This window comes from Helicobacter pylori (assembly GCF_014497725.1).
Taxonomy (GTDB): domain Bacteria; phylum Campylobacterota; class Campylobacteria; order Campylobacterales; family Helicobacteraceae; genus Helicobacter; species Helicobacter pylori_DE.
The window spans coordinates 1-26,041 of the sequence record NZ_JACTGF010000012.1; the positions used below are offsets into that span (position 1 = coordinate 1).

Genomic DNA, 26,041 nt, shown 5'->3' on the forward strand with positions numbered 1-26,041 from the left:
TGGTGTAGTCTATCATAATATAAAGGCATTCTCAAATAACGATTGTTAAAGTCCAATTCATCAAAGCCTATGGCGTAATCAAAGAGGTTGAAGTTAGGCACTTCATTTTCACCAGTGTAAAACACTCGTTTGGTGTTTTGATAGGATAAGATTTTTCTAGCCTGTTCCAAAGGATTGCCAAAGACTAGATCTGAAGGTTCGTTGGGGTTGCTGTGGAGAATGATTTTATAGCGTTGGCTTAAGATGAAATACAGAGCGCTCTTTTTAAATTCTTCAGCGCCTCCCCACCAATTCGCCACAGCGATTTTTAGGGGGGGGGGGGGGGATTTAGAGGTAATTTTTTTTTAATTGGAGTGCTTTCTATAAAGGCGTCTAGTAAGGGTTGGAACATTTTTACCCTTTAAACCAATTTAGGCAAACTCAAATGGCGTTTGAAATACGCCAAGATCACAAGGATAAAAGGTATCGCTACCAAAAAGTATAAAAAAGTAGGGATAGGCAAGGGATCGCCTGCGGCATAGCTGTGCAAGCCAGAAAGGTAGTAATTCACGCCAAAATAAGTCATCAAAACCGAATAAAACCCTAGCGCGCTGCTGCTCGCTAAAATAAAGGGCCAATTTTGAGAGCCTAAAAAACGCAAATGCAAGATTAAAGCATAGACGCAAATAGAAATCAACGCCCAGGTTTCTTTAGGGTCCCACCCCCAATAGCGCCCCCAAGATTCATTCGCCCACACCCCGCCTAAGAAATTCCCGGCCGTGAGCATGAACAGGCCTAAAATCATGCTCATTTCATTGATAGCGCTAATGGAAAGAATGGTTTTGTCTAAATTGAAACGCCCTTGTTTGCGCAAAATAAACAAAACCAAACTTAAAATCCCTAGCACAAAACACAAGCCCAAAAAGCCATAACTGGCGGTGATGATAGAGACATGGATATTGAGCCAATAGGATTTTAACACCGGCACTAAAGGGCCGATTTGAGGGTCCATAAAGCCTAAATGAGCCACAAAGAGCACAATACCGGCTAAAAAGCTAGAAGCCGATAGCGCGAGTTTGGATCGCAAAATAAACCCTGCGATAACAGAAGCCCATGCGATATAAAGCATGGATTCATAAGCGTTACTCCAAGGCGAATGCCCGCTCACGTACCAGCGCAAGATTAGCCCCATAGAATGAGCGATCGTGCAAAGCAAGATAGCCATATAAAGGATTTTAGTGAGCCAAATATTTGGAGTCGTGTTTTTAACCAAAGAGGTGATCACAACGATAAAAAGCAACAACCCAAGAAGGATATAAGGCAAGGTCAGGCTGTTAAAAAAATTGGTGTGGTTTAAAAAAATTTCAGAATCCACTTTAGAAGAAGATAAATAGAGGTTTTTGGCATGCTCTTGCTGATAGACGCTTAAATCTTTTAGGGTTTTTTCTACTTTATCCCATTGGTTGGTTTTTAAAGCGTCATCAAACCCGCTAAAAATATTTTTTAAAAATTCCGTTGCCACGCTTGAAATTTCTTTATTGGGGCTGTTGATCGCTTCAATGGGCGAGAGCCAAGCGGTGGTTTTATCGCTAGGGAAAATGCGTAAAAATTGAGCGCTAAAAAGCGTATAGACTAAGTTGATCCGTTCATCTACTTTTAGCGCGTCTTTATCCAACTCGTTGCGCGCGTTAGGGGATTTTTGATTGGCTTCTTCAACCAAATTTTTTAATTTATACCCACGGCTATCAAACGCATCTCTAAAAGCGATACGGCTCTCGTCTAAAGGCGTACCAATAAGCTTCCTTAAGGCTTTATTAGAAGTGTAAATCATCTTAACGCTACGCCAATCATTGGGGAAAAACATGATCCCTAAAAGCACTTGCATGGCGTTTAGCCCTTGAAAATCATCTTTTCTTAAAATCTTATGGACGTATTCAATGCTGATGGTATCAAGGGGTTTGATACGCCCGTCAAAATCCTGGACTTGAAGCCTTTGAAAGGCTTTTAAATGATCTTTGGAATACTCTCTTAAACGCTTCAAACGCTCTAAAATCGCGCTTTTAGAATCTTCTTTATTGGCGGGATTTTCTATCTTTTGTCGCTCAATTTTAGCGCTTTTGCCCCCATGCATGTCAATTTGGCCTTCATTGGCGAATGAGGAAGTAAAAGGGCTGACTAGAATTAAAGCGAGTAAGAAACTAGCGGCTTGTTGGGATTTTAAAAAGCGTGAAAGCTTTAAAAAACGCCCGTTTTTATCCAAAAGCAACCACAAAGCCCCCAAAATAAGCATCGCATACCCTAAATAAGTGGGGATTTTGCCCGGGTCTTTATTGACAGAAAGGATCGTGCCTTTTTCATCCGTGTCATAGGAAGATTGGAAAAAGCGATAGCCTTCATAGTCTAAAACATGGTTCATAAAAATCCTATAAGGTTTGATCAAGGTGTTATCCAATTTCAAAACTTCCACTTCTGAAGCGTAAGATGAAGGGCTCATAGAGCCAGCGTAGCGTTCTAATTCAAAACGCTTCAGTTTGATTTGAAAGGGCAATTCAATGTAAGCGGATCCAAAACTTAAAGAGAGCTTGTCGTCTTTAAACATCTCGCTTTCTTCTATGCCTTCATTCCTGTTGGTTTTGATGAGGTTGAATTTGCGGCTCACGCCGTTATAAGTCGCTTTTAACACTAAAACAGCAGCGTCATCTTTTTTAATGGCGTTTTGCTTGTAAATCTCTAAGGGTTCTAAAATTAAAGGCTTGTGATCTAAAGTGGCATGAATGGGCCTTAATCGTTTGGAATAATAAAAGGTAAAAGGCGTTTTTAAAGAAAGTTTAGTGGTGTCATTAAGAGTGATATTAAGGTAAGTGTCCGCGCTTTCAAAAGAGCTTTGCACGCTATTTTCTCGCACATGCATAAGCCCTTCTGTGCCAAAAAAGCGCGTGATGGCTGCCCCTAAAATGATTAAAATCAAGGAGCTGTGGAAAAAAAGGCTTGCGTATCTTTTGCGTTCTAAGGCTTTGGAATTAATAAATGTGCCTATTAAAACCACCAGTAAATACGCATGCAAGAAATTAAACCAAGGGGTGTTATACACAATCGCCTTACTCGCGCTCGTGCCGTAATCGTTTTCTATAAAAGTGGCTATCGCGCACGCTAAGGCATAGAGCGCCATTAAAGGGATAGCGACCCAAAAAGAAGCCAGCAAAAAAGAAAGCAGGCTTTTGAGATTCTTCATTAGACTTTCCTAGCTAGACTTGCTTTTAGAAAGGTTGGTTTTATACTTGATGTAAGCCTTTAATTTTTTGATGAAATCCTCATCGTTTTTTGTGTCTTGATACTTCCCATCGCCGATAAATTCCAACACCGCTAAAAATTGCGTAGAGGGCATGTAGCCGGGCAATTCATAGATGGTTTTGCCGGTTTTATCGGATAAAACAATCGTAGGGGTGGATTGGACGGCATAAATTTGCGCTAATTCTTCTGTAGACATTTTGATTTCTTTTTCATCATTTTTATCCTTATCGCCGACTTTAAAATTATGCTCTTTGGAGTAGCTGATATTGACATAGTAAGCGCTAAAATGCTCTTTAACATAGTCGTGCAATTCTTTGACATTTTTGAGATCTTTTTTAAACCTTTCACAATAGTGGCAACCATTACGGCCAAACACTAAAAGCATGTATTTATCGTTAGGGCTAATGGACTTATTGTCTGAAAAAATATCTTCTAAACCGGCATAACTCTTTTTGTCTATGTTGTCTCGCTCATCATTTAATTCTTTGGAGCTTTGAGTACCGGAGCTTAAAAGATTTTCATCTAATTTGTCTTTATTGCTAGACTTGCAAGCGCTTAAAAAGAGCGAAATCAATAGCAAAACGCTTAAAAATTTCTTGGAAACATAAGAAAGTGAAAACATGAAATAACCTTTATTTTTTAATAGATTTGAAAACTTGGTATTTTACTATAATAGTCGCTTTTTATGCAAACTTCACTCACTTTTAAGGTTATTCACTAATTCAATGATAAATTTTGCAAACTCTATGGAATCGTTTAAGCATGGGCAAACCAAATACTCTTTAACCGCTAAGCGCTCTGCCATCAAGCGGTATTGCATGTCTAATTCGTAGAGCGTTTCAGAATTATCAATCGTGAAAGCCAAAGGATAGATGATAATATGAGATTTGCGGTGCTTTTCTATCAGTTCTTCAGTGCTTGGCTCTAGCCATTTCATAGGCCCTAGTTTGGATTGGTAAGAGAGTAAGACTTCTTTAAAAGGGGTATTTTTTTGTTGCACCAACTCTTTTAACAAATTCACATGGTGTTCGCATTCTTGCTGGTAAGTATCGCCGGCATCAATAACGCTTTTAGGTAAGCCATGGACAGAAAAGATTAAGACAAAATCCTGGCTTTTGCGATTGTTTAGGGTGCTTAAAATCGTGTTTAAAATGATTTCATTAAGCTTTTTGCTGGCATAAAAACGCTCTACTACCCGCACCTTAGGGCGGAAAGTTTCTAGGGATTTTAGGGCGCTAAAAGCGTCATTGAAACTAGAAAGGGTGGTGGTGCTAGAATATTGAGGATACATGGAAAAAAACACCAAGCTTTCTACCTCTTTTAAGGCTAAATCTTGCAAGACCATAGACGCATAAGGGGGGGTATAGCGCATCGCATAAGTGTAAAAGCGAGAAGGATCCAATTCGTTCAAACGCTCTGTAAGGGCGAATGTGATAGGCGTTAAAGGGGATTTGCCTCCTAATTTTTCATAGATTTTTTTGGATTTTTCTATGCGGCTATTGACGATCATTTTACCCACCATTTTACGCATGAAATTATTTTTAATGGTAAGGATAAAGGGGTCATCAAACATGTTTTTTAAAAACACCCCCACTTCATAAAGGCTGTTAGGCCCTCCCATATTCAAAAGAACAACCGCTTCTTTGGGGGATTTTGTGGCGTTATTTTCTAAATCATTAAGCTTTTCATTGATCAAATTCATTAGCACATGCTAAAATAAAACGATTAATAAAAAATAAATCGTTAGAAAGAAGTTAATGTTAGAGATGAGTTTGCAAGCATTAAATACACAAGATTCTTCTGTGATGGCTCAATCCTTGCTTATCCATGCCTTTTTTGCCGCCTTGCTTGCCCTAGCCTTTATGATCAATCTTTACACCCTTTTTAAAGAAAAGAATTTTATCCAATTAAACCGAAAAATCTATCTTGTCATGCCAGCGATTTACATTCTTTTAAGCATCGCTCTTTTGAGCGGGATTTTTATTTGGGCGATGCAACAATTTGAATTTTCTTTTAAAGCGGTGGCCATGCTTTTAGGGCTGTTGTTGATGCTTATAGCAGAAGTCAAACGCCATAAAAGCGTGAAATTCGCTATCACTAAAAAAGAAAGGATGGAGGCGTATATCAAAAAAGCTAAAATCCTGTATTTTTTAGAAACAATTCTTATTGTTGCGCTAATGGTGGTTTGAATGCGTTTTGTCTATCACCCTTTAGCCAAAGAGCCTGTTTTAAAAATAGAAGGCGAGAGTTATACGCATTTATACCGATCAAGGCGCGTCAAAAGCGCGAGTCGTTTGGATTTAAGAAATTTAAAAGACGGCTTTTTATACACCTATGAGCATGCAGAAATCACTAAAAAACACGCCCTTTTAAGGCTGGTAGGCGGGCGACCATTAGAAGTTATGGCTAATAAAAAAACGCATTTGATCTTAAGCGTGATTGAAATCAAAAGCATTGAAAAAATCCTACCCTTTTTAAATCAATTAGGCGTGAGCAAGTTGAGTTTATTCTATGCGGATTTTAGCCAGCGTAATGAAAAAATAGATAGTGCCAAATTAGAGCGCTTTCAAAAGATTTTGATTCATTCTTGCGAGCAATGCGGCCGCAGCGCTTTAATGGAATTGGAAGTGTTTTTAAACACTAAAGAGGTGTTAAACGCCTACCCAAAAGCGAGCGTTTTGGATTTTAAGGGCGAAACCTTACCCGCAAGCGCGAATTTTGAAAAGGGCGTTATCATAGGGCCTGAAGGGGGCTTTAGCGAACCAGAAAGAGAATATTTTAAAGAGCGTGAAATTTATCGCATCCCGTTAGATATGGTGCTAAAATCCGAGAGTGCGTGCGTGTTTGTGGCGAGTATCGCGCAAATTTAGGGGGTATCGCAAAAGTTTTAAAAACAAATTCTAAAAACTTAACTTTTTGCTAAAAAGCTTCAAGTAAAGCAAAGTTTTAAAATTTAAAATACCCACCCGTAATTAAAAAACACTTTAAAATGACTGCCCCCTTCATTCAAAATAACAGAGTCTGCATAGATACCATTATTAGAAGCGATCTTAATATCGCTTTGGATTAAAGGAACGCTAATGCCTATGGAATATTTAGAATGCTTGTAGCGGTAATTAAACCCGGTTACTATATCTAAATTACCGCTTCCTTTGACTTGATTGAAGACATAGTAGCTATTGTATAAGCCCCTTAACCCCCCAAACACTCCAAAAGAGGAAGCAAAAACTTTTTTAGTTGGATGGTCTTGCTTTTTATTAGCGTAAGTGGTGATGAAATCAAACAACACATCCATTCCCCCACCATAGCTTAATTGCTGGATTTTTTCATCGTTAGCTTTGGCATAGTTGTATTTGATGATGCCGTAATAGGCTAACCCGATGTAGTCATTGAAATAATGTTGGTAGCCTATTTTAACATTAGCACCTAAAATAGGGCTTCTAAAATTTTTACTTGAAGAGCGGTAAGTGGTGGTGGAAGTGGTGGAAAAATTTTGCACGATCGTGCTGACCATAGAGGTTGCAAAATTTTGTGCATTCAACCCAGCGTTTAAATGGCTGATTTGGCTATTTAGGTTAGCGAAATTAATGGGCAGGGCGTTTTGATTGATGAGCTGTTGCCAGACAGCGGTGGTAACCCCTATAAGCCCAGCGGGGACTTGAGCGCAATTGGTATAGATGGAATTGGGGTAATTGCTAGGGAAAGCGGGCTGATTTTTGCCACCAAAACGAGAGCAAACATCATAGTCGTAACCATCCTGATCTCGCACTTCATGCCCGTTACTAAATTCTAGCTCTTCTTTGCCGTTTTCCTCCACTTCATGCCCGCCCTCACAGCGCACCTCTGGCCCATCTCCTTCTTGGCATAAACGCACCCTTTGATAAGTCATGTTCCCATTATGCGTATAGCCTTTAGTGTGGCTAAATTCATGGATAATGTCTCTTAATTCCACAATATCAACTTTGTTCAAAGTTTTACCAAACAATTTTTCGGGATTTAATGCAGAAGCGGCTATCCCCAGATTACCATCATTATCATCAAGTTCATACCCTAGCCCTAAAAACCCTGATTTTAGGATATTCACTTCAAGATTGATCGCTCTTCTAAACGCATCTATAACGGATTGTGGGGTTAGCACGTATTTTTCATAGATGGGAGCGACACGCCCGTTATTGAAAGGATTCACGCACTTAGGAAAGTCAGAGCCGCACTCTGATGGGCTGTTAGAAAATTGGAAAGGAGCGTTTAAAACGGCTTCTTCCCACGATTTAGAGTCAAACACCGCAATCATATCCAACATTAAATTGGTCAATTCTTCTGCGGTTTGTGGGGTGAAATCTGACACACAATCATGGCAATTACCTTTAAAATTGTTAGTATCGGCGTTTTCATAACTCATCGTTACATTGGTCGTGATTTGGCTGAGCTTTTCAAACAAACTTTGCGTGTTAGCATCAGAAAATTGTGTGGCAGTGGCTTGAAGTTGTTGGTAATTAAAGCTATCAGCTTGTTCAAATTCTGAATCATTAAACAAGCTTGCAGGCAGAATAATTTGAGAATCTTTGGGGATAGTCTCTATCACGCCTAAATTAACTACCTTGCCTTGAGCGTCTTTAAAACTAAGTTCAACATTGTTTAAATTGTAAGGCAGAAAGTTTTGTATGGTTACGCTCCCATTAACCATATTCGCATACACAGGGCTTTGAGAATAAAAAGTTAAGCCATTTTCTATATTGTCCGTGGTGAATAGTTCGGTCGCTTTTTCTAAAATGGTGCTTTGGGGTATGTAGTATCTCCCATAGACGCTTTGGGGGTTGGCTGTATCGCTTTTGTTTTGTTCTTTGGGTTGCTCTTTAGTTTGGGGGTGGGTTAGGGGGTTTTCATAGGTGTTGTGGGTATTTTGGGTATTTTGAGTTGTTGCTTCTTCTTTAGTTTGCGTTCCTTCTAATAACCCGGTTTCAAACCCGGCTTCTATAAAAAAGCCGTCTTTTTGGTTTTTTTGAAAGGCTTCTAAAGGGTTGAATAAGCCGATTAAAGACAAACAAATCGTTCTGCTAACGAGTTTTAGCATGGTAATTTCCTAAATGGTTTAGCGTTTTGTTCTCAAAGAGTTTGTAACTCAATCAAACTGAAGTTTCGTATTATAATACATTTTTGAGAAACTGCGGTATTGTTTGTATTTAAAAATAAACAACGCCCAAAGGATAAGTGCTTTTATCTTTCTTCAAATCACTTTAAAATTTTAGGCAAAGTGATGCCCACTTGCCCTTGATACTTACCGCCTCTATCTTTATAGCTTTGCTCGCACACTTCATCGCCTTGTAAGAACACCACTTGCGCGATCCCCTCATTGGCATAGACTTTAGCGGGTAAATTAGTGGTGTTAGAAATTTCAATGGTGATATAGCCTTCAAATTCTGGCTCAAAAGGCGTAACGTTCACAATGATCCCACACCTGGCGTAAGTGCTTTTGCCTAAACAAATCGCTAAGGTGTCTTTAGGCATTTTAAAATACTCTATCGTATGGGCTAGGGCGAATGCGTTAGCGGGCAAGATAAAATACCCTTCTTTACTCGCATCAATTTTGGTTGCGTTGTTAGGGTCAAAGTTTTTAGGGTCAATCAAAGCGTTTTTGTTATCAAAGAGCATGAACTCACTCCCCACCCTAATATCATACCCGTAACTGCTCAAACCATAGCTGATCACATTCTTACCGATTTGCTTTTCGCAAAAAGGACTAATCATGCCATGCTCTAAACTCATTTTTTTAATCCAAGAATCCGCTTTCAATCCCATACGCACAAAGCCTTTAAAGTTTGTTAATAATTATGTTATTATAACAATAATTTTTTGCTAAAAACGCTTATGGTTAGTAAGATTATGTGTTTGTGGCATATTTTAAAACAATATAAGGAATAAATCGTTATGAACCTTTCTGAAATTGAAGAGTTGATCAAAGAATTTAAAGCTTCTGATTTGGGGCATTTGAAATTAAAGCATGAGCATTTTGAACTGGTTTTGGATAAAGAATCCGCTTATACGAAACATAAAAACGCGCTAAATTCAGCCCATTCTTCAGCCCCCATCCAAGCCCCCATCATGGTAGAAGCGAGCATGCCAAGCGCTCAAACCCCTGTGCCTATGGTATGCACCCCTATTGTGGATAAAAAAGAAGATTTCGTGCTTTCGCCTATGGTAGGCACTTTTTATCATGCGCCCTCGCCCGGGGCTGAGCCTTATGTCAAAGCGGGCGATACGCTTAAAAAAGGGCAAATCGTGGGCATTGTAGAAGCGATGAAAATCATGAATGAAATTGAAGTGGAATACCCTTGCAAGGTGGTTTCTGTTGAAGTGGGAGACGCTCAGCCGGTAGAATACGGCACGAAACTCATCAAAGTGGAAAAGCTTTAAAACCCATGAATAAAGAAAATAAAAAGGTAGAAAAAAAAGAGCTTTCGCGCATTTTGATCGCTAACAGGGGCGAGATCGCTTTAAGAGCGATCCAAACCATTCAAGAAATGGGTAAAGAATCCATAGCCATTTATTCTATCGCTGACAAGGACGCCCACTACCTCAACACAGCTAACGCAAAAGTGTGTATAGGGGGGGCCAAATCCAGCGAGAGTTACTTGAATATCCCGGCCATTATTAGTGCGGCGGAATTGTTTGAAGCGGATGCGATTTTCCCCGGGTATGGGTTTTTGAGCGAGAATCAGAATTTTGTAGAGATTTGCTCGCACCATTCTTTAGAATTTATTGGTCCGAGCGCGAAAGTCATGGCTTTAATGAGCGATAAATCCAAAGCCAAAAGCGTGATGAAAGAAGCCGGCATGCCTGTGATTGAGGGCAGTGATGGGTTGCTTAAAAGCTATCAAGAAGCTGAAGAAATCGCTGATAAAATCGGCTACCCTGTTATCATTAAAGCGGCCGCTGGTGGGGGCGGAAGGGGGATGCGTGTCGTAGAAGATAAATCCAAGCTTAAAAACCTTTATTTAGCCGCAGAAACGGAAGCTTTGAGCGCGTTTGGCGATGGGAGCGTGTATTTAGAAAAATTCATCAACAAACCTAAGCACATTGAAGTCCAAATTCTAGCCGATAAGCATGGCAATGTCATTCATGTGGGCGAAAGGGATTGCTCGGTGCAAAGACGCCAGCAAAAGCTCATTGAAGAAACCCCAGCGGTGGTTTTAGAAGAGGGCGTGCGTGAGCGTTTGCTAGAAACAGCGATCAAAGCCGCTAAATACATCGGCTATGTGGGGGCGGGGACTTTTGAATTTTTGCTCGATTCTAACATGAAAGATTTTTATTTCATGGAGATGAACACTCGTTTGCAAGTGGAACACACCATTAGCGAAATGGTGAGCGGGTTAAATCTCATTGAATGGATGATTAAGATCGCTCAAGGCGAAAAATTGCCCAATCAAGAAAGCTTTTCTCTCAAAGGGCATGCGATAGAATGCCGAATCACGGCAGAAGATCCTAAAAAATTCTACCCAAGCCCGGGCAAAATCACCGAATGGATCGCCCCTGGTGGGGTGAATGTGCGCCTTGATTCGCATGCGCATGCCAATTATGTCGTGCCTACGCACTATGATTCCATGATAGGCAAGCTCATTGTGTGGGGTGAAAACAGAGAAAGAGCGATCGCCAAGATGAAAAGGGCTTTAAAGGAATTTAAAGTAGAAGGCATTAAAACGACCATTCCTTTCCACCTTGAAATGCTTGAAAATGCGGATTTCAGGCAAGCAAAAATCCACACGAAGTATTTAGAAGAAAATTTTTAAGTTTTAAGGATTTTCTTAAGCAATGATTTAAGGGTTTTAAGCGATCAGAAAAAGTCAGCATTAAGTTTTGTAGTTTTATAGTAAAATTTTTTCATGCAAACCCTGTTTAAAGAAATTACCCCTAAACGCTATGTCAATGGCAATGAGATGAAAGAAAATTCTAGCAATGTTCTAGATCAGTATTTCACTAAACCTAGTGTGGCTTTAAAATGCTTCCAAAAAGCTTGTGAAGTTATTAAAAAATACGAAAATCCAGATGACTTTATTTTTTTAGAACCAAGTGCGGGCGATGGGGTGTTTTATGACTTGTTTCCTAAAGATAGACGCATTGGCATAGACATTGAACCCAAAAGAGATGGTTTTATTCAATGCGATTTTTTAAATTATAAATTGCCTGCGCATCAAAAAGTGATTTGCTTGGGCAACCCTCCTTTTGGGCATCGTGGGGTTATGGCGTTAGAATTTATCAACCATGCTAGAAATTGTGATTTTGTGTGTTTTATCTTGCCCATGTTTTTTGAAAGTCAAGGAAAAGGTTCTATTAAGTATCGTGTGAAAGGTTTAAATCTGCTTTATAGCGAACGCTTAGAAAAAAATGCGTTTATAGACTTTAAAAATAAAGAAGTGGATGTGCATTGTGTGTTTCAAATTTGGAGCAAAAAGTATCAAAATAAAAAAAGTGAATTTTCTTGGTATAAGAATCGCCATAAAGAACCCTTTGGCGAATATATCAAGGTTTTCACGGTTTCATTAGCTAAAAACAGAGAATGCGGTAAAGAGTGGATTTTTAATCAAAAAGCGTCTTTTTACATTTCATCAACTTTTTATAAAAGCACACAAATTGTAGAAAACTTTGAGGAAGTTAAGTATCAATCTGGTATTGCTGTGGTATTTACTAGCGCTGACAAGGTTTTAAACGCTAAATTAAAAAAACTATTCAAAGAGATTGATTGGACAAAATACGCAAGTTTAGCGACTAATTCTTGCTATCATTTAGGAAAAAGCCATATTTTTCAAGCCCTACATGATCATTTGGATAGTTTAAAGGATAATTGATGGATTTGGAACAAACTTTTTTAAAAATTATTGAAAAAAAACATAAAGAATTGAATTTAGGGCAAGATTACAACGCTATTTTTTCAAAAATTAGAGATTTTGAAGCCAACGCTATAGGGCAGATTGGCGAAGAGTTTTTAAAAAGTGCGCTTAACGCTATAGATGAAGTGATCAATGATGGCATTATTCATGATGAATACGATATTATGACAAAAAGCGGTGTGTCTTTTGAGGTCAAAACAGCGCGAAAAGGTAGAACCAACAACACTTTTCAGTTCAATGGTATAAACCCACGATACAACTATGATTTTTTGATTTGCTTAGGAGTGTGCGAAGACCAATTGCTTTATAGAATTTTTAAAAAAGATGAAATCCATTACATTCATAAAGAAAGAAAATACTTTATGAAACAAAATGAATTTAAAAAGCAATTGGTGCCAATGAATCCTGATAATCAAGTCAATTATAAGCTCACCCTCAATCTTAAAGAACTGAAAGAAATTACAAACCTCATCAAAGAGTTAGAGAGGATTTTAGAGTTAGATTAATATTTTTAGATAAGATTAAGTAAATTATAATGTTTATAGGAATAGAGTTTGCTTGTCTTATCTTTAAGAAAATCAAATGAAGTGGAGGATAGGATGTCTAAGATTTCAAATCATTATAACCCGCCTTTAACGATGAGGGATTACCATAGTCAAAGGGTTAGTCCGCACGCAAGAAAAGAAGAAAATAAGGAAATTCAAAATCTTTCAGAGAATGATGAAAAGATCAAATTAGCCAAACAAGCTAAGCAGGATAACCTAGCCATAGGGGATTTAGAAAGCCGTCTTAAAAGCTTAAAAGGCATGGATAAAGACGCTAAAGAATTGGTGGGTATTTCTAAATCTTACGCTCATAATAATGAAAAAGATCGAAGCGATTTTGAGCGTTTTAAAAGCCGTTTGGATAAAGCGATTGATTCTTTCAATCAAAAATCAGGCAATGATAGTTTGAAACTCCCTGGCAATATTGATATTGACGACACAAAAGCTTTGGAGAAATTTTCAAAATCATTAGAAAGTGAGAAAGAAAGCATTCAAAACTCTTTGCACCAGTGGAAAAAACAACTCGCTGAAACGAATCATTTGAACAAGGAATACAACACCTTAGATAAAACAAGACTGAACGCTCAAAAATTCCAAGATGTCCATGACACAAGCAAGATCACCCCATCTCGCTTGCAAGACTTGCTCGCTTGAAAGAGTTTGTTTATAGCGAGCCTTGTTTAGATGAAGAAGATAAAAAGGCTGTTTTAGAGGTTTTAAATTCCAAACAGATCACGCAAGGCAAACGCTCTCTTTTGTTTGAAGAAGCTTTGTGCGAGTTTTTGGGCGTTAAGCATGCGTTAGCGTTTAATAGCGCGACTTCAGCCCTTTTAACGCTCTATAGGAATTTTAGCGAATTTAGTGCTGATTGTAATGAAATAATCACCACCCCTATAAGCTTTGTAGCGACGGCTAACATGCTTTTAGAAAGCGGTTATACACCCGTGTTTGCTGAAGTCAAAAACGATGGCAATATAGATGAATTGGCCCTAGAAAAGCTCATTACTAAAAAAACCAAAGCCATAGTGAGCGTGGATTATGCCGGTAAAAGCGTGGAAGTAGAAAGCATTCAAAAGCTTTGCAAAAAGCATTCTTTGAGTTTTCTTTCTGACAGCTCGCATGCTCTAGGGAGCGAGTATCAAAACAAAAAAGTAGGAGGCTTTGCACTAGCGAGCGTGTTTAGTTTCCATGCCATTAAGCCTATCACTACGGCCGAAGGGGGAGCGGTCGTTACTAACGATAGCGAATTGTATGAAAAAATGAAATTGTTTCGCTCTCATGGCATGCTCAAAAAAGATTTTTTTGAAGGCGAAGTCAAAAGCATAGGGCATAACTTCCGCTTGAATGAAATCCAAAGCGCTTTGGGTTTGAGCCAGCTTAAAAAAGCCCCCCTTTTAATGCAAAAAAGAGAAGAAATCGCTCTAGTTTATGACAAGATTTTTAAAGATAACCCTTATTTCACCCCTTTACACCCCTTGTTAAAAGATAAAAGCTCTAACCACCTTTATCCTATTTTAATGGATCAAAAATTTTTTACATTTAAAAGATCCATTTTAGAAAGTTTGCACAAGCTTGGCATTTTAGCCCAAGTGCATTACAAACCCATTTACCAATACCAGTTGTATCAACAGCTCTTCAACACAGCCCCATTAAAAAGCGCAGAGGATTTTTATAACGCTGAAATTTCCTTGCCTTGTCATGCGAATTTGAATTTAGAGAGCGTTCAAAACATCACTCATGGCGTTTTAAAAACTTTTGAGGGTTTTAATAGAATAAGTTCCGTTTAGGGCTTCAAGTCTTAATCATTCCTCTAAAATTTTATTCACCGCATGCCTTTTAATCAAACTGAGTTAGATTGAATTTTGTTTAATCTTTTGCTTCCCATTCGTTGATGAAATGGTGCGGAAGAAAGGAATCGAACCTTCATGCCTTGCGGCGCTAGATCCTAAGTCTAGTGCGTCTACCAATTTCGCCACTTCCGCACACCGCACGCCATCGCATGCATTAAGAAGTAGAAAATAAAGAAGCAGTATTCTAGCTTTTTAATCCTTTAAAAATACTGAAAAATTGAAGTTTTTTAAAATTTGGAGTTTTTTCTGGCTTTAGGGAGTTTTAAATTCTTTTAAGGTATTCTAACAAGACTATATCAGATAGTTTTAAGGAAATTAAGGAACACAATGGAAGTTTCACGCAAGAAAATTTACAACCCCGATTCTACAGAAAGTGTGAATGAAAGAAAGATTTTTGGGGGTAATCCTACAAGCATGTTTGATTTGAATAAAATCAAGTATCAATGGGCGGATCATTTGTGGAAAACGATGCTCGCTAACACTTGGTTTGCTGAAGAAGTGAGCATGAACGATGACAAAAGAGATTATTTGAAATTAAGCGCAGAAGAAAAGATCGGCTATGACAGAGCTTTAGCGCAACTCATTTTTATGGATAGCTTGCAAACCAATAATTTAATTGACAATGTCAATCCCTTCATCACCAGTCCCGAAATCAATTTGTGTTTGGTGCGCCAAGCTTATGAAGAAGCCTTACACAGCCATGCGTATGCAGTGATGGTAGAAAGCATTAGCGCGAATACTGAAGAGATTTATGACATGTGGCGTAACGATATGCAATTAAAAAGCAAGAACGATTATATCGCGCAAGTGTATATGGAATTAGCCAAAAACCCCACAGAAGAAAACATTCTCAAAGCGCTTTTTGCTAACCAGATTTTAGAGGGGATTTATTTTTATAGCGGGTTTAGCTATTTTTACACTTTGGCTAGGAGCGGTAAAATGCTAGGATCAGCGCAAATGATTCGTTTTATCCAAAGAGATGAGGTAACGCATTTGATTTTATTCCAAAACATGATCAACGCTTTAAGGAATGAAAGAGCGGATCTATTCACGCCACAATTGATTAATGAAGTCATAGGAATGTTTAAAAAAGCGGTAGAAATTGAAGCCTTGTGGGGGGATTATATCACGCAAGGCAAGATTTTAGGGCTCACTTCAAGCTTGATTGAGCAATACATCCAGTTTTTAGCGGATAGCCGTTTGAGTAAGGTGGGTATCGCTAAAGTTTATGGCGTCCAACACCCCATTAAATGGGTAGAGAGCTTTTCAAGTTTCAATGAGCAACGCTCCAATTTCTTTGAAGCTAGGGTGAGCAATTACGCTAAAGGGAGCGTGAGTTTTGATGATTTTTAAGGGGTTTGTTTGAATAGTATCAAAAACCATTTGATGTGTGAAGAAATCCACAAGCGTTTTCATTTGCACCCTAAAGTGAGGAAGGCTATGGAGAGCATTGAAAGGGAGGTTTTTGTGCCAGCCCCCTTTAAACACTTTGCCTACACTTTAAACGCGCTTTCTATGCAAGCGCAACAATACATTTCTTCGCCCCTAACCGTGGCCAAAATGACGCAATATTTAGAAATCGATCATGTGGATAGCGTGCTAGAAATTGGCTGCGGGAGCGGCTATCAAGCGGCGGTGCTGTCTCAAATTTTCAGGCGCGTTTTTAGCGTTGAAAGGATTGAAAGCCTGTATATAGAAGCGCGTTTGCGCCTTAAAACTCTCGGTTTAGACAATGTTCATGTCAAATTCGCTGATGGGAATAAGGGCTGGGATCAATACGCCCCCTATGATAGGATTTTGTTCTCTGCTTGCGCTAAAAATATCCCCCAAGCGCTTATTGATCAGCTTGAAGAAGGCGGGATATTAGTTGCGCCCATTCAAGAAAACAACGAGCAAGTCATCAAACGCTTTGTGAAGCAAAATAACGCTTTGCGCGTCCAAAAAGTGTTAGAAAAATGCTCGTTTGTGCCTGTTGTAGATGGGGTGCAATAAAGATTAAGGCATGATTAAACACTATCTTTTCATGGCGGTTTCACAAGTCTTTTTCTCTTTCTTTTTAGTGCTGTTTTTTATCTCCTCTATCGTGCTATTAATCAGTATTGCAAGCGTAACGCTCGTGATTAAAGTGAGCTTTTTGGATCTAGTGCAACTCTTTTTGTATTCCTTGCCAGGAACCATTTTTTTTATTTTGCCGATCACTTTTTTTGCAGCTTGCGCTTTGGGGCTTTCAAGGCTTAGCTATGACCATGAATTGTTAGTGTTTTTCTCTTTAGGGGTTTCGCCTAAAACAATGACTAAAGCGTTTGTGCCTTTAAGTTTGTTAGTGAGCGCGATTTTATTAGTGTTTTCGCTCATTTTAATCCCCACTTCTAAGAGCGCTTATTACGGGTTTTTGCGTCAAAAAAAAGACAAGATTGATATTAACATCAGAGCCGGTGAATTCGGGCAAAAATTAGGCGATTGGCTCGTGTATGTGGATAAGGCTGAGAACAATTCCTATGATAATTTAGTGCTTTTTTCTAATAAAAGCCTCTCTCAAGAAAGCTTCATTCTAGCCCAAAAAGGCAATATCAACAATCAAAACGGCGTGTTTGAATTGAATTTATATAACGGGCATGCGTATTTCACTCAAGGCGATAAAATGCGTAAGGTTGATTTTGAAGAATTGCATTTGCGCAACAAGCTCAAGTCTTTCAATTCTAATGATGCGGCTTATTTGCAAGGCACGGATTATTTGGGTTATTGGAAAAAAGCCTTTGGCAAAAACGCTAATAAAAATCAAAAACGGCGTTTTTCTCAAGCGATTCTAGTTTCATTGTTCCCTTTAGCGAGCGTGTTTTTAATCCCCTTATTTGGCATCGCCAACCCGCGATTCAAAACGAATTGGAGTTATTTCTATGTCCTTGGAGCGGTTGGGGTTTATTTTTTAATGGTGCATGTGATTTCTACGGATTTGTTTTTGATGACCTTTTTCTTCCCCTTTATTTGGGCGTTTGGCTCTTATTTGTTGTTTAGAAAATTCATTTTAAAGCGTTATTGAATGCGTTGTTTTAAGGCTACTATCGCTTATGATGGGGCGTATTTTTTAGGCTATGCCAAACAGCCTAACAAACTCGGCGTTCAGGATAAAATAGAGAGCGCTTTAAATGCGCTAGGGATTAAAAGCGTTGTGGTTGCGGCCGGGCGCACGGATAAAGGCGTGCATGCGAACAACCAAGCGCTGTCTTTTCACGCTCCAAAACACTGGAGCGCTGATAAATTATTTTATTATCTAGCCCCCAAACTCGCCCCGCATATTGTCTTAAAAAAATTAGAAGAAAAAAACTTCCATGCGCGTTTTGACGCTCAAAAAAGAGCGTATCGTTACCTTTTGACGAAGAATTTAAAAACGCCTTTTTTAGCGCCTTATATCGCTTGTGGGGATTATGGCTCACTAGATTTATTAAATACCGCTTTAAAGCAATTCACAGGCAAGCATGATTTTTCTTTGTTTAAAAAAGAAGGCGGGGCTACAACCAATCCTAATCGCATCATTTTTAACGCTTTGGCTTATACAGCCTTTATCATAGGGCATGAGTGCGTGGTGTTTAAAATCATTGGCGATGCGTTTTTACGCTCCAGCGTGCGTTTGATCATTCAAGCATGCGTTCAATACTCCTTAGAAAAAATCACGCTCGCTGAAATTCAAATGCAAATCCACAACCTCAAAGCCACTATAAGAACGCCCATAATGGCTAATGGCTTGTATTTGCACAGGGTGTATTATTGAAATCTTAAAAGGTGTTCTTCCCAATCTAGAGCGCTTTTGATAATGGTGTCTAGGTTGTCATAAAGGGGTTTAAAAGGGGTGTTTTGTAAGATTTTAGCGTTATTGGCAATAAGGCTTGCTGGATCGCCCTGTCGTTTGTCTAAAATTTCCACTAAAAAATCGTTGTTTGAGATTTCTTTAACCTTTTTTATCACTTCTTTCACGCTATGGCCTTGATTGTAGCCGACATTATAGATTTCGCTCTTATTTTTTTCTAAAAGGGTGTGATAGCTCGCTAAATGCGCGTTAGCCAAATCATCTACATGGATATAATCCCTAATGCAAGTGCCATCTCTAGTGGGGTAATTAGCGCCAAAAATCCCCATTTTTTTCCTTTTCCCCACCGCGCATTCGCATGCGATTTTGATTAAATGCGTGGCGTTGAGCGTGCGCTGTCCTAAAGTGTAAGGCGTGGAATAATCATTGTGCATGCATGCCCCAGCCACATTGAAATAGCGCAAAATAACGCAATTGAAATCCGCCACTTTAGAAGCGTCTAACAAAATCCTTTCGCTCATCATTTTAGACGCTCCATAAGGATTAATGGGGTTTAAGGGGCTTTCTTCATTCAAGCTTGAATCAGACTCGCCATAAACCACGGCCGTGGAAGAAAAAATAAAACGCTTGATTGCATGTTTTAAACAAAGTTTGACAAGCTCTAAAGTGTTGAGCGTGTTGTTGGTGTAGTATTCTAAAGGCAAGCGCGTGGATTCTTCTACTGAGATTTTAGCCCCAAAGTGCAAAATGGCTTCAATGGGGTCTTTTAGCTGTTGCTTATTCAAAAACGCGTCTAATTTGTGGGTTTCATTCAAATTCGCTTGAATAAACACAACCCTATTAGGGTAGTAACGCTCTAACGCTTTGATATGTTCTAAAAAACCGGTGCTTAAGTCATCTACAATAATGATGTTTTCTTTGGTTTTTTCTAAAAACGCCCTTGCGGTATGCGAGCCTATATACCCGCACGCCCCTGTGAATAATAATGCCATAAAACCCCTTTTAAAATGAAAAAATAACGAGTATTATAACATCTTAATCCCATTTATCATTTAAGGATTTCTTAAGAAAATTTAATCTATAATTTCACCTTTATTGACTTTAAGGGCTTATAGCTCAGGTGGTTAGAGCGCACCCCTGATAAGGGTGAGGTCGGAGGTTCAACTCCTCCTAAGCCCACCATTTCTTTTACAATCTTTGGGGAATTAGCTCAGCTGGGAGAGCGCCTGCTTTGCACGCAGGAGGTCAGCGGTTCGATCCCGCTATTCTCCACCATTGTTTTCTCCTTAAATTTTTTCTTTTTATCAGTCGTGTCTTGGTTGAGAAATCCTAAACGATTGGATCGTCTTTGTTTAACGCCGCAAATCTTTTAACTCAAAGCTCCTTAATGAAAGATTAAATTAAATTGAGATTTTTTATTTGCTTTGTTCTTTAAATGGTGCAAAATCTCTTTTGCTTTATAACTTTTCGCTTTCTATCTTTGGCGGCTTTATCGGCTTATATTTGTTCTAGGGGGCTTAAAATTTTAGGATTTTGAGTTTTTCAATGATTGTAAGCGTGTTGTTACTAAATTGTGGGTTTTGAGCACTTGATTCTTTCTTTATTGGCTCAATTCAAGCCTTTCGTTAAGGCTTTATAAAAAATGTTAGAAACCCTTACAAAACAAGCTAATATATTCCATTCAATTTATTTCAAGGACAAACAAACATGAAAAAATTTCTTTATACCCTACTCGCGCTTCTTTTAATCGGCCTTTTAACAACCTATCTTATCCTTTTTACAGAATGGGGGAATAAAATCATCGCTTCGTATATAGAGAAAAAAATCAACCCGAACGAACGCTACTTGAGCGTTAAAACCTTTAAATTGAGATTCAACTCTTTGGATTTTAAAGCTCAAGCCAACGATAATTCCACGCTCATTCTTAAGGGGGATTTCTCGCTTTTAAAGCAAAGCGTGGATTTGAATTACCACATAGATATTAAAGATTTACGCTCTTTCAAAGAATGGATACCCTACCCTTTAAGGGGGGCTATTGTTACTTCTGGGAACATTAAAGGGCATAGAAAAGCCCTTGTGATTCAAGGCGTCTCTAATGTCGCTCAATCCCACACTGCCTACAACGCCCTTTTAGATGATTTCAAGCTTTCTCATTTAAGTTTGAACGCAAAAGACGCCAATTTAGAAGATTTGCTTTATTTATTCAACCGCCCCGCTTATGCGAACGCAAGAGTGTCCTTACAAGCGGATTTTAACTCTCTAAAGCCTTTAGAAGGGCATTTGATTCTAACAGCCAATAACGCTTTAATCAATAACGCCCTAATGAATCAAATTTTTCATTTAAACCTTAAAGACGCGCTTATCTTCAACCTCTCGCACTCAAGCGACTTTAAAGAGAACAAAGCCATCAGCGACACCACCCTAACTAGCCCTTTAGCCAATTTTACAGCCCTAAAAAGCGAATATCTTTTCTCTGCTTTAAAATTCAACGCCCCCTACACTTTAGAAATACCCAACCTGGCCAAACTCCAAAACATCACCAACCACCCCTTAAAAGGGAGTTTGACTTTAAAAGGCGCTATAGAGCAAAGCCCCAAACTCTTAAAAGTCAGCGGCCATTCAAATTTACTGGACGGCACGCTAGATTTCACGCTTTTAAATAAAGATGTGAAAGCCCGTTTTTCCAATATTTCCACTTTAAAAGCTTTAGATTTATTCAATTACCCTAAGTTTTTCCAATCCATTGCAGACGCTAATTTGGATTATGACCTTAGCGCTAAGCAAGGCGTATTGAAAGCCCGCCTAAAAAACGCAAGATTCCTCAAAAATGCATTCAGCGATTTCCTCTACTCCATTTCTAAATTTGATATTACTAAAGAAATTTATAACGATGTCAATCTAGTAAGCCAAATCAACCAGCAACGCCTGCTCTCCAACCTAAGCTTAAAAAGCCCTAAAACCCAATTAAAAATCCATAACGGCTTATTGGATTTAAACACCAAGCAAATGGACATGCTCATGGATGCGGAAATTTTAAAATTCGTTTTTAAAATGAAACTTCAAGGCAACATGCACCAGCCAAAATTTTCCCTCATCTTAAACGAAAAAGCCATCCAACAAAACCTGCAACAAGGCTTGAAAGAAATCCTAAAAAACGACACCCTAAAAAAAGGTTTAGATCATTTGCTCAAAGACGACAAGCTCAAAGAGAAGCTTGAAAAAGGGCTTAAGGGGCTTTTTTAACCCTAATTTTAAGGATAGAAAATGGCGCACATTTTAGTTAGCGGAGCGACTTCAGGATTTGGGCTAGAAATCGCTAAGGCGTTTTTACAAAAAAACCATGTGGTTTTTGGCACAGGGAGGCGAAAAGAGAATTTGCAAAAATTGCAACTCGCTTATCCCAAACATTTCATTCCCTTGTGTTTTGATCTTAAAAACAAGCTTGAAACTAAGCGGACGGTAGAAACTATTTTTTCCATGACGGATCGCATTGATGCTTTAATCAATAACGCCGGCTTAGCGCTAGGCTTAAACAAGGCTTATGAATGCAATCTGGACGACTGGGAAATCATGATAGACACGAATATCAAGGGGTTGTTGTATCTCACTCGTTTGATCTTGCCCTCTATGATAGAGCATAACCAAGGGACCATCATTAATCTTGGTTCTATCGCTGGCACTTACGCCTATCCTGGAGGGAATGTCTATGGAGCGAGCAAGGCGTTTGTGAAACAATTTTCTTTAAATTTGCGAGCGGATTTGGCTGGCACTAATATTAGAGTGAGCAATGTTGAACCCGGCTTGTGCGGCGAAACCGAATTCAGTATGGTGCGCTTTAAAGGCGATAAAATAAAAGCCCAATCTGTCTATGAAAACACCCTTTACCTCAAACCACAAGATATTGCTAACATCGTGCTATGGATTTACGAACAACCCTTGCATGTCAATATCAACCGCATAGAAATCATGCCCATAAGCCAAACTTTCGCTCCCCTACCCACCCATAAAAACCCTTAAGGGGTTTTAAATAAAGGCTTTGTTTTAGTTAAATACTTAAGGTTTTTTAAAACTTTAACGACTCTTTAAGTTTTAAAAAAAAAAGAATTTTGGTTGCTTTATTTTAAGCTCATTATCTTAAGGGGATAGGAAGTATTTTGAAATTATTCTTCCCCTACTCCCCTAAAACCTCCTTTTAAAATCCCCTAACCCCCTAAAATTTCGCTTTTTAAAGCCGTTTGATCAAGCCTTATTAAACTAAACTTTGATCTTAAGCTGTTTGAGGATATCGCACGCCCCTTTAGCGCCTAATTTACAGCCTTTTTTAAAGTTTTCTATGGCTTGCTTTTCATTCCTTGTTACGCCCTCGCCATTGTATTGCATAGCCCCTAAATTGAAACACCCTCCGCCATTTTCCAATTCGCATGCCTTAGAATAACGAGCGAGAGCCTCTTTAAAATTCTTTACCACGCCTTCGCCATGATGATACATGTTCCCTGCGTTAAAGCACCCTGGGCTGTCTTTTAAATCGCAAGCTTTGTCATACGAAGCGAGCGCCTTTTTCAAATCTTTAGGCGTGCCTCTGCCTGCATCATACAAGCTCCCTAATATCGTGCAACCATCGCCATCGTTTAAATCGCAAGCTTTAGTGAAATACTCCACCGCTTTTTTAAAATCCCTAGTTACCACTTTACCATCATGATAAATCCCCCCTAAGCTCGCGCACCCTTCAGCGTATTTCAAATCGCACGCTTTAGAGTAGTATTGTAAGGCTTTGTTGGTGTTTTGGGACACGCCTTGCCCGCTATAATATAAATTCCCTAGCAAATGACACCCATTGCTGTAATTTAAATCGCAAGCCTTAGCGTAAAAGGAGGCGGCTTTTTTCAAATTCTTTTCCACCCCTTGCCCTTGATAATAAAGCACCCCTAAATTAAAACACCCGCTATTTTCTTTCAGATCGCAAGCTTTTTCAAAATATTTCTTCGCTTGAGAAAAATCTCGCTCTTTGTAGCTCTTTGCCCCCAAACCCACAAGCTCTTTAGGGTCTTGCTCTGCCATTAACCCCCCTAAACACAACGCACCCAAACACAAAACCCTAAAAAAGGACTTTTTGACATTTTCTAACATGATGTATCTCCTTATTAAAAATTTTATTATAGTATTATTAAGCAAATACAAAACGCCATGATCTCTTTGTTATCTTAAAGCTAACGCCCGCTTGCAAATTTCTGTGATTTTATCCCACTCTTTGTTTTGAATTAAATCTTTAGGAGTAAGCCAGCTCCCCCCCACGCACAAAACATTTTCTAAATTCAAATAAGAACGCATGTTATCTGCGCTAATCCCCCCAGTAGGGCAAAATTTCACCCCTTTAAAAGGGCCATTAAAAGCGTTTAAAAGTTTAACGCCTCCGCAATACTCTGCCGGGAAAAATTTCAAAGCGCTATAGCCCCATTCTAAGGCTTGCATGACTTCACTGCTGCTAGAAACCCCAGGTATTAAAGGCATGCCTTTTTTCTTTGCGTGTTCTAAAAGCTCTATCGTAAGGCCCGGGCTAATCAAAAACTCTGCCCCCCTATTTTGCGCTTGCTCTAATTGAGTAAGATTTAAGATCGTGCCAGCGCCCACGCACATTTTTGGCACATTCTTAGCAATAAGCTCTATGGCCTCTAAAGCGCAACTGGATCGCAAAGTTACTTCTATGATTGGAATACCCCCCTCTATCAGGCTTTGCGCTAAAGGCACAGCGTCTTTTATATTCTCAATCACCACCACAGGGACAATGGGGCTGATTTGTAAAATTTCTATTATTTTATCTTGCATTTTATCTCCTTTATATTTTTATACCTTTATGCCAAAACTCATGCCACCCTCTTCAGCGGTATTGGCATTCAATCTCAAACTCGTAAATAATTCCCTACCCAGCCCAAAAGTAGGCTTTTCTAAATTTTCTAAGGTTTCTAAAAACAAGGGGTTGATGCCCCTATTTTCAAAATCCTTTTCAAGCACATTCAAGGCGTTATTAGGAGCGTCTAATTCTATCAAATCGCCATCTTTAATCTTAATGATCGCCCCATTTAACGCTCCCTCAGGGCTTAAATGGATCGCGCTAGGCACTTTCCCGCTCGCCCCGCTCATGCGCCCATCCGTAACCAGCGCGACCTTATAGCCCATATCTTGCAAAGCCCCTAAATTCGTGGTGAGTTTGTGCAATTCTGGCATGCCATTAGATTTAGGCCCTTGAAAAGGCAAGACCGCCACAAAGTCTCTTTCTAATTCTTTATTTTTAAAGCGTTCTAAAAACTCGCTTTGGGTTTTAAAAACAATCGCTCTAGCCTTGACTTTCCTGTGCTCATCTTTAATGGCTGAGATTTTAATCACGGCCCGCCCTAAATTACCCTTTAAGATTTTAAGCCCCCCATTAGCGGCAAAAGGCTCACTAACAGGGCGTAAAATGTCCGTATTCAGGCTATGACTAACAGCGTCTTTATACACCAATTGGTCGTTTTCTAAAAAGGGGGTTTTGGTGTAATTTTGCATGCCTTTTTGCGTTTCTGTATCCATAATCGTATGCACATCTTCAAATAAAAGCCCCTCTTTTAACAATTCCTTGATCACAAACGCTAAGCCCCCACAGGCTTCAAAAGCGTTCACATCCGCTGATCCGTTAGGATAGACTTTAGCTAAAAGGGGTATGAGGTTAGAAACTGCATCAAAATCGTCCCAATTAAGGATCACCCCACACGATCTAGCGATAGCGATCAAATGCAAAGTGTGGTTAGTAGAACCTCCGGTTGCCATTAAGCCTATGAGAGCGTTAAGAATGCTTTTTTCATCAATGAGTTTGGCTAAAGGCAGGACTTTCCCGCTCGCTAATCTTTTGGCGCTCTCTTCTACTAAAACCTTTCGTAAGGGGTTGTTAGGGTTGATAAAACTAGAATTAGCCACATGCAACCCCATAAATTCCATCATCATTTGATTGGAATTAGCCGTGCCATAAAAAGTGCAAGTGCCCACATCATGATAGCTTTGCATTTCCACTTTTAAAAGCTCTTCTCTGTTGATTTTTCCCATTGCAAAATCTTGGCGCGCTTTGGCTTTCTTATAATTTTCTATCCCGCTCACCATAGGCCCACTTGGCACAAACACGCTCGCTAAATTCCCAAAACTTAACGCTCCTATAAGCAAGCCTGGCACGATTTTATCGCACACGCCCAAAAAAAACGCCCCGTCAAAAACATTATGACTTAACCCTACGGCGGTGCTTAAGGCGATCACATCTCTACTGAATAAGCTCAATTCCATTCCCTCATAACCCTGCGTGATACCATCACACATCGCTGGCACCCCACTAGCAACGCTCGCATAAGCGTTATGCTCTTGCAATTCTTTTTTAATCCAGTCAGGGTAATTTTTAAAAGGCTGGTGGGCTGAAAGCATGTCATTATAAGCCGTGATAATCGCAAAATGCTTTCTTTTATGCGAACCTAAAGGCATTTTTAAATGCTCTGGCATGCTCGCTGTAACATGCGCAATATTCGCACAACCCAAGCTCTCAATCTTGGGCTGGTTTTTAGGGTTAAAGATATTTTCTAAATAAAGCTCTCTGGTTTTTTTGCTACGCTCTGTAATTTTTTCTTTGATTTGTTCTAAAGAATGCTTAGGCATGAACACCCCTTCAATTAAGAT

Annotated in this window: 23 protein-coding genes, 3 tRNA genes and 1 pseudogene; 16 read left to right on the plus strand and 11 right to left on the minus strand. The window is 39.2% G+C overall.

Features of this window, described 5'->3' with window-relative positions; genetic code table 11:
* The 4 genes and pseudogenes from H7N69_RS08115 to hemH all read right to left on the minus strand — a co-directional run.
* Nucleotides 1-391, minus strand: a pseudogene (locus H7N69_RS08115) (glycosyltransferase family 10 domain-containing protein); the annotation flags it as partial.
* A 9-nt stretch (nucleotides 392-400) separates the two neighbouring features.
* A complete protein-coding gene (locus H7N69_RS07135) occupies nucleotides 401-3,211 on the minus strand; it encodes a cytochrome c biogenesis protein (RefSeq protein ID WP_187885237.1) in 2,811 nt (936 codons plus the stop codon).
* A gap of 9 nt (nucleotides 3,212-3,220) precedes the next feature.
* The gene (locus H7N69_RS07140) at nucleotides 3,221-3,892 is read right to left on the minus strand and encodes a SoxW family protein (protein WP_187885238.1); all 672 of its coding nucleotides are present in this window, start codon (nucleotides 3,890-3,892) and stop codon (nucleotides 3,221-3,223) included.
* 72 nt (nucleotides 3,893-3,964) lie between these two features.
* Nucleotides 3,965-4,972 (minus strand): ferrochelatase, encoded by a 1,008-nt coding sequence (hemH, locus tag H7N69_RS07145; RefSeq protein ID WP_187885239.1) that lies wholly within the window; start codon nucleotides 4,970-4,972, stop codon nucleotides 3,965-3,967.
* A gap of 55 nt (nucleotides 4,973-5,027) precedes the next feature.
* Between hemH and H7N69_RS07150 the strand changes: the two genes are divergently transcribed.
* Nucleotides 5,028-5,459 carry a hypothetical protein gene (locus H7N69_RS07150; protein ID WP_187885240.1) on the plus strand — a complete coding sequence of 144 codons (432 nt, stop codon included), beginning with the start codon at nucleotides 5,028-5,030 and terminating at the stop codon, nucleotides 5,457-5,459.
* Entirely contained in the window at nucleotides 5,460-6,140 is a 681-nt protein-coding gene (locus H7N69_RS07155) for a 16S rRNA (uracil(1498)-N(3))-methyltransferase (protein WP_187885241.1), read from the plus strand.
* 83 nt (nucleotides 6,141-6,223) lie between these two features.
* Here the strand turns inward: H7N69_RS07155 and H7N69_RS07160 are convergent, their stop codons facing one another.
* Complete coding sequence (locus H7N69_RS07160) at nucleotides 6,224-8,341, minus strand: outer membrane beta-barrel protein (RefSeq protein ID WP_187885242.1); 2,118 nt, start codon at nucleotides 8,339-8,341, stop codon at nucleotides 6,224-6,226.
* Nucleotides 8,342-8,499: 158 nt separating this feature from the next.
* Entirely contained in the window at nucleotides 8,500-9,066 is a 567-nt protein-coding gene (gene dcd, locus H7N69_RS07165; RefSeq protein WP_145816771.1) for a dCTP deaminase, read from the minus strand.
* Between the two features lie 129 nt (nucleotides 9,067-9,195).
* On the opposite strand from dcd, the gene accB reads away from it, so the two are divergent.
* The 6 genes from accB to pseC all read left to right on the plus strand — a co-directional run bounded on the left by accB (nucleotide 9,196) and on the right by pseC (nucleotide 14,484).
* Nucleotides 9,196-9,681 carry an acetyl-CoA carboxylase biotin carboxyl carrier protein gene (gene accB / locus H7N69_RS07170; RefSeq protein WP_120821895.1) on the plus strand — a complete coding sequence of 162 codons (486 nt, stop codon included), beginning with the start codon at nucleotides 9,196-9,198 and terminating at the stop codon, nucleotides 9,679-9,681.
* Between the two features lie 5 nt (nucleotides 9,682-9,686).
* Nucleotides 9,687-11,054: an acetyl-CoA carboxylase biotin carboxylase subunit gene (locus H7N69_RS07175; RefSeq protein WP_187885243.1), complete on the plus strand. Its 1,368-nt coding sequence runs from the start codon at nucleotides 9,687-9,689 to the stop codon at nucleotides 11,052-11,054.
* 93 nt (nucleotides 11,055-11,147) lie between these two features.
* Nucleotides 11,148-12,110 (plus strand): type II restriction endonuclease, encoded by a 963-nt coding sequence (locus H7N69_RS07180; protein ID WP_001193869.1) that lies wholly within the window; start codon nucleotides 11,148-11,150, stop codon nucleotides 12,108-12,110.
* Entirely contained in the window at nucleotides 12,110-12,658 is a 549-nt protein-coding gene (locus H7N69_RS07185; RefSeq protein WP_187885244.1) for a restriction endonuclease, read from the plus strand. The genes H7N69_RS07180 and H7N69_RS07185 overlap by 1 nt, the downstream gene beginning before the upstream one ends.
* A gap of 93 nt (nucleotides 12,659-12,751) precedes the next feature.
* Nucleotides 12,752-13,351, plus strand: a complete 600-nt coding sequence (locus H7N69_RS07190; RefSeq protein WP_187885245.1) for a Laminin subunit alpha-2 precursor — start codon at nucleotides 12,752-12,754, stop codon at nucleotides 13,349-13,351.
* Nucleotides 13,348-14,484, plus strand: coding sequence for a UDP-4-amino-4,6-dideoxy-N-acetyl-beta-L-altrosamine transaminase (gene pseC, locus H7N69_RS07195; protein WP_187885246.1), 1,137 nt, complete (start codon nucleotides 13,348-13,350; stop codon nucleotides 14,482-14,484). Before H7N69_RS07190 ends, pseC begins: the two co-directional genes overlap by 4 nt.
* A gap of 110 nt (nucleotides 14,485-14,594) precedes the next feature.
* Here pseC and H7N69_RS07200 read toward each other — a convergent pair.
* Nucleotides 14,595-14,679, minus strand: a tRNA-Leu gene (locus H7N69_RS07200).
* A 195-nt stretch (nucleotides 14,680-14,874) separates the two neighbouring features.
* Here H7N69_RS07200 and H7N69_RS07205 point away from each other — a divergent pair.
* The 4 genes from H7N69_RS07205 to truA are packed head-to-tail and all read left to right on the plus strand — an operon-like array spanning nucleotide 14,875 to nucleotide 18,316.
* Complete coding sequence (locus H7N69_RS07205) at nucleotides 14,875-15,900, plus strand: ribonucleotide-diphosphate reductase subunit beta (protein ID WP_000453986.1); 1,026 nt, start codon at nucleotides 14,875-14,877, stop codon at nucleotides 15,898-15,900.
* Between the two features lie 9 nt (nucleotides 15,901-15,909).
* Nucleotides 15,910-16,539: a protein-L-isoaspartate O-methyltransferase gene (gene pcm, locus H7N69_RS07210; protein ID WP_097686883.1), complete on the plus strand. Its 630-nt coding sequence runs from the start codon at nucleotides 15,910-15,912 to the stop codon at nucleotides 16,537-16,539.
* A 10-nt stretch (nucleotides 16,540-16,549) separates the two neighbouring features.
* Nucleotides 16,550-17,587: an LptF/LptG family permease gene (locus tag H7N69_RS07215; protein ID WP_000589939.1), complete on the plus strand. Its 1,038-nt coding sequence runs from the start codon at nucleotides 16,550-16,552 to the stop codon at nucleotides 17,585-17,587.
* Nucleotides 17,588-18,316, plus strand: a complete 729-nt coding sequence (gene truA / locus H7N69_RS07220) for a tRNA pseudouridine(38-40) synthase TruA (protein ID WP_187885247.1) — start codon at nucleotides 17,588-17,590, stop codon at nucleotides 18,314-18,316. It abuts the gene before it with no gap.
* Here truA and galE read toward each other — a convergent pair.
* A complete protein-coding gene (galE, locus tag H7N69_RS07225; protein ID WP_187885248.1) occupies nucleotides 18,310-19,344 on the minus strand; it encodes a UDP-glucose 4-epimerase GalE in 1,035 nt (344 codons plus the stop codon). The genes truA and galE overlap by 7 nt on opposite strands.
* Before the next feature lie 113 nt (nucleotides 19,345-19,457).
* Here galE and H7N69_RS07230 point away from each other — a divergent pair.
* From H7N69_RS07230 to H7N69_RS07245, 4 genes are all read left to right on the plus strand, one after another.
* Nucleotides 19,458-19,534: transfer RNA gene (locus H7N69_RS07230), tRNA-Ile, on the plus strand.
* 17 nt (nucleotides 19,535-19,551) lie between these two features.
* A tRNA-Ala gene (locus H7N69_RS07235) sits at nucleotides 19,552-19,627 on the plus strand.
* Between the two features lie 432 nt (nucleotides 19,628-20,059).
* Nucleotides 20,060-21,595, plus strand: coding sequence for a hypothetical protein (locus H7N69_RS07240; protein ID WP_187885249.1), 1,536 nt, complete (start codon nucleotides 20,060-20,062; stop codon nucleotides 21,593-21,595).
* Between the two features lie 21 nt (nucleotides 21,596-21,616).
* Nucleotides 21,617-22,369 (plus strand): SDR family oxidoreductase, encoded by a 753-nt coding sequence (locus tag H7N69_RS07245; RefSeq protein WP_187885250.1) that lies wholly within the window; start codon nucleotides 21,617-21,619, stop codon nucleotides 22,367-22,369.
* A gap of 237 nt (nucleotides 22,370-22,606) precedes the next feature.
* On the opposite strand, the gene hcpC is transcribed toward H7N69_RS07245, so the two are convergent.
* The 3 genes from hcpC to edd form a co-directional block, all read right to left on the minus strand.
* On the minus strand, nucleotides 22,607-23,479 hold the full coding sequence (gene hcpC / locus H7N69_RS07250) for a Sel1-like repeat protein HcpC (protein ID WP_000892731.1): 873 nt from the start codon (nucleotides 23,477-23,479) through the stop codon (nucleotides 22,607-22,609).
* A 69-nt stretch (nucleotides 23,480-23,548) separates the two neighbouring features.
* Nucleotides 23,549-24,175, minus strand: coding sequence for a bifunctional 4-hydroxy-2-oxoglutarate aldolase/2-dehydro-3-deoxy-phosphogluconate aldolase (locus H7N69_RS07255; protein WP_097552117.1), 627 nt, complete (start codon nucleotides 24,173-24,175; stop codon nucleotides 23,549-23,551).
* A gap of 18 nt (nucleotides 24,176-24,193) precedes the next feature.
* On the minus strand, nucleotides 24,194-26,020 hold the full coding sequence (edd, locus tag H7N69_RS07260; RefSeq protein ID WP_187885251.1) for a phosphogluconate dehydratase: 1,827 nt from the start codon (nucleotides 26,018-26,020) through the stop codon (nucleotides 24,194-24,196).
* Between the last annotated feature and the right edge of the window lie 21 nt (nucleotides 26,021-26,041).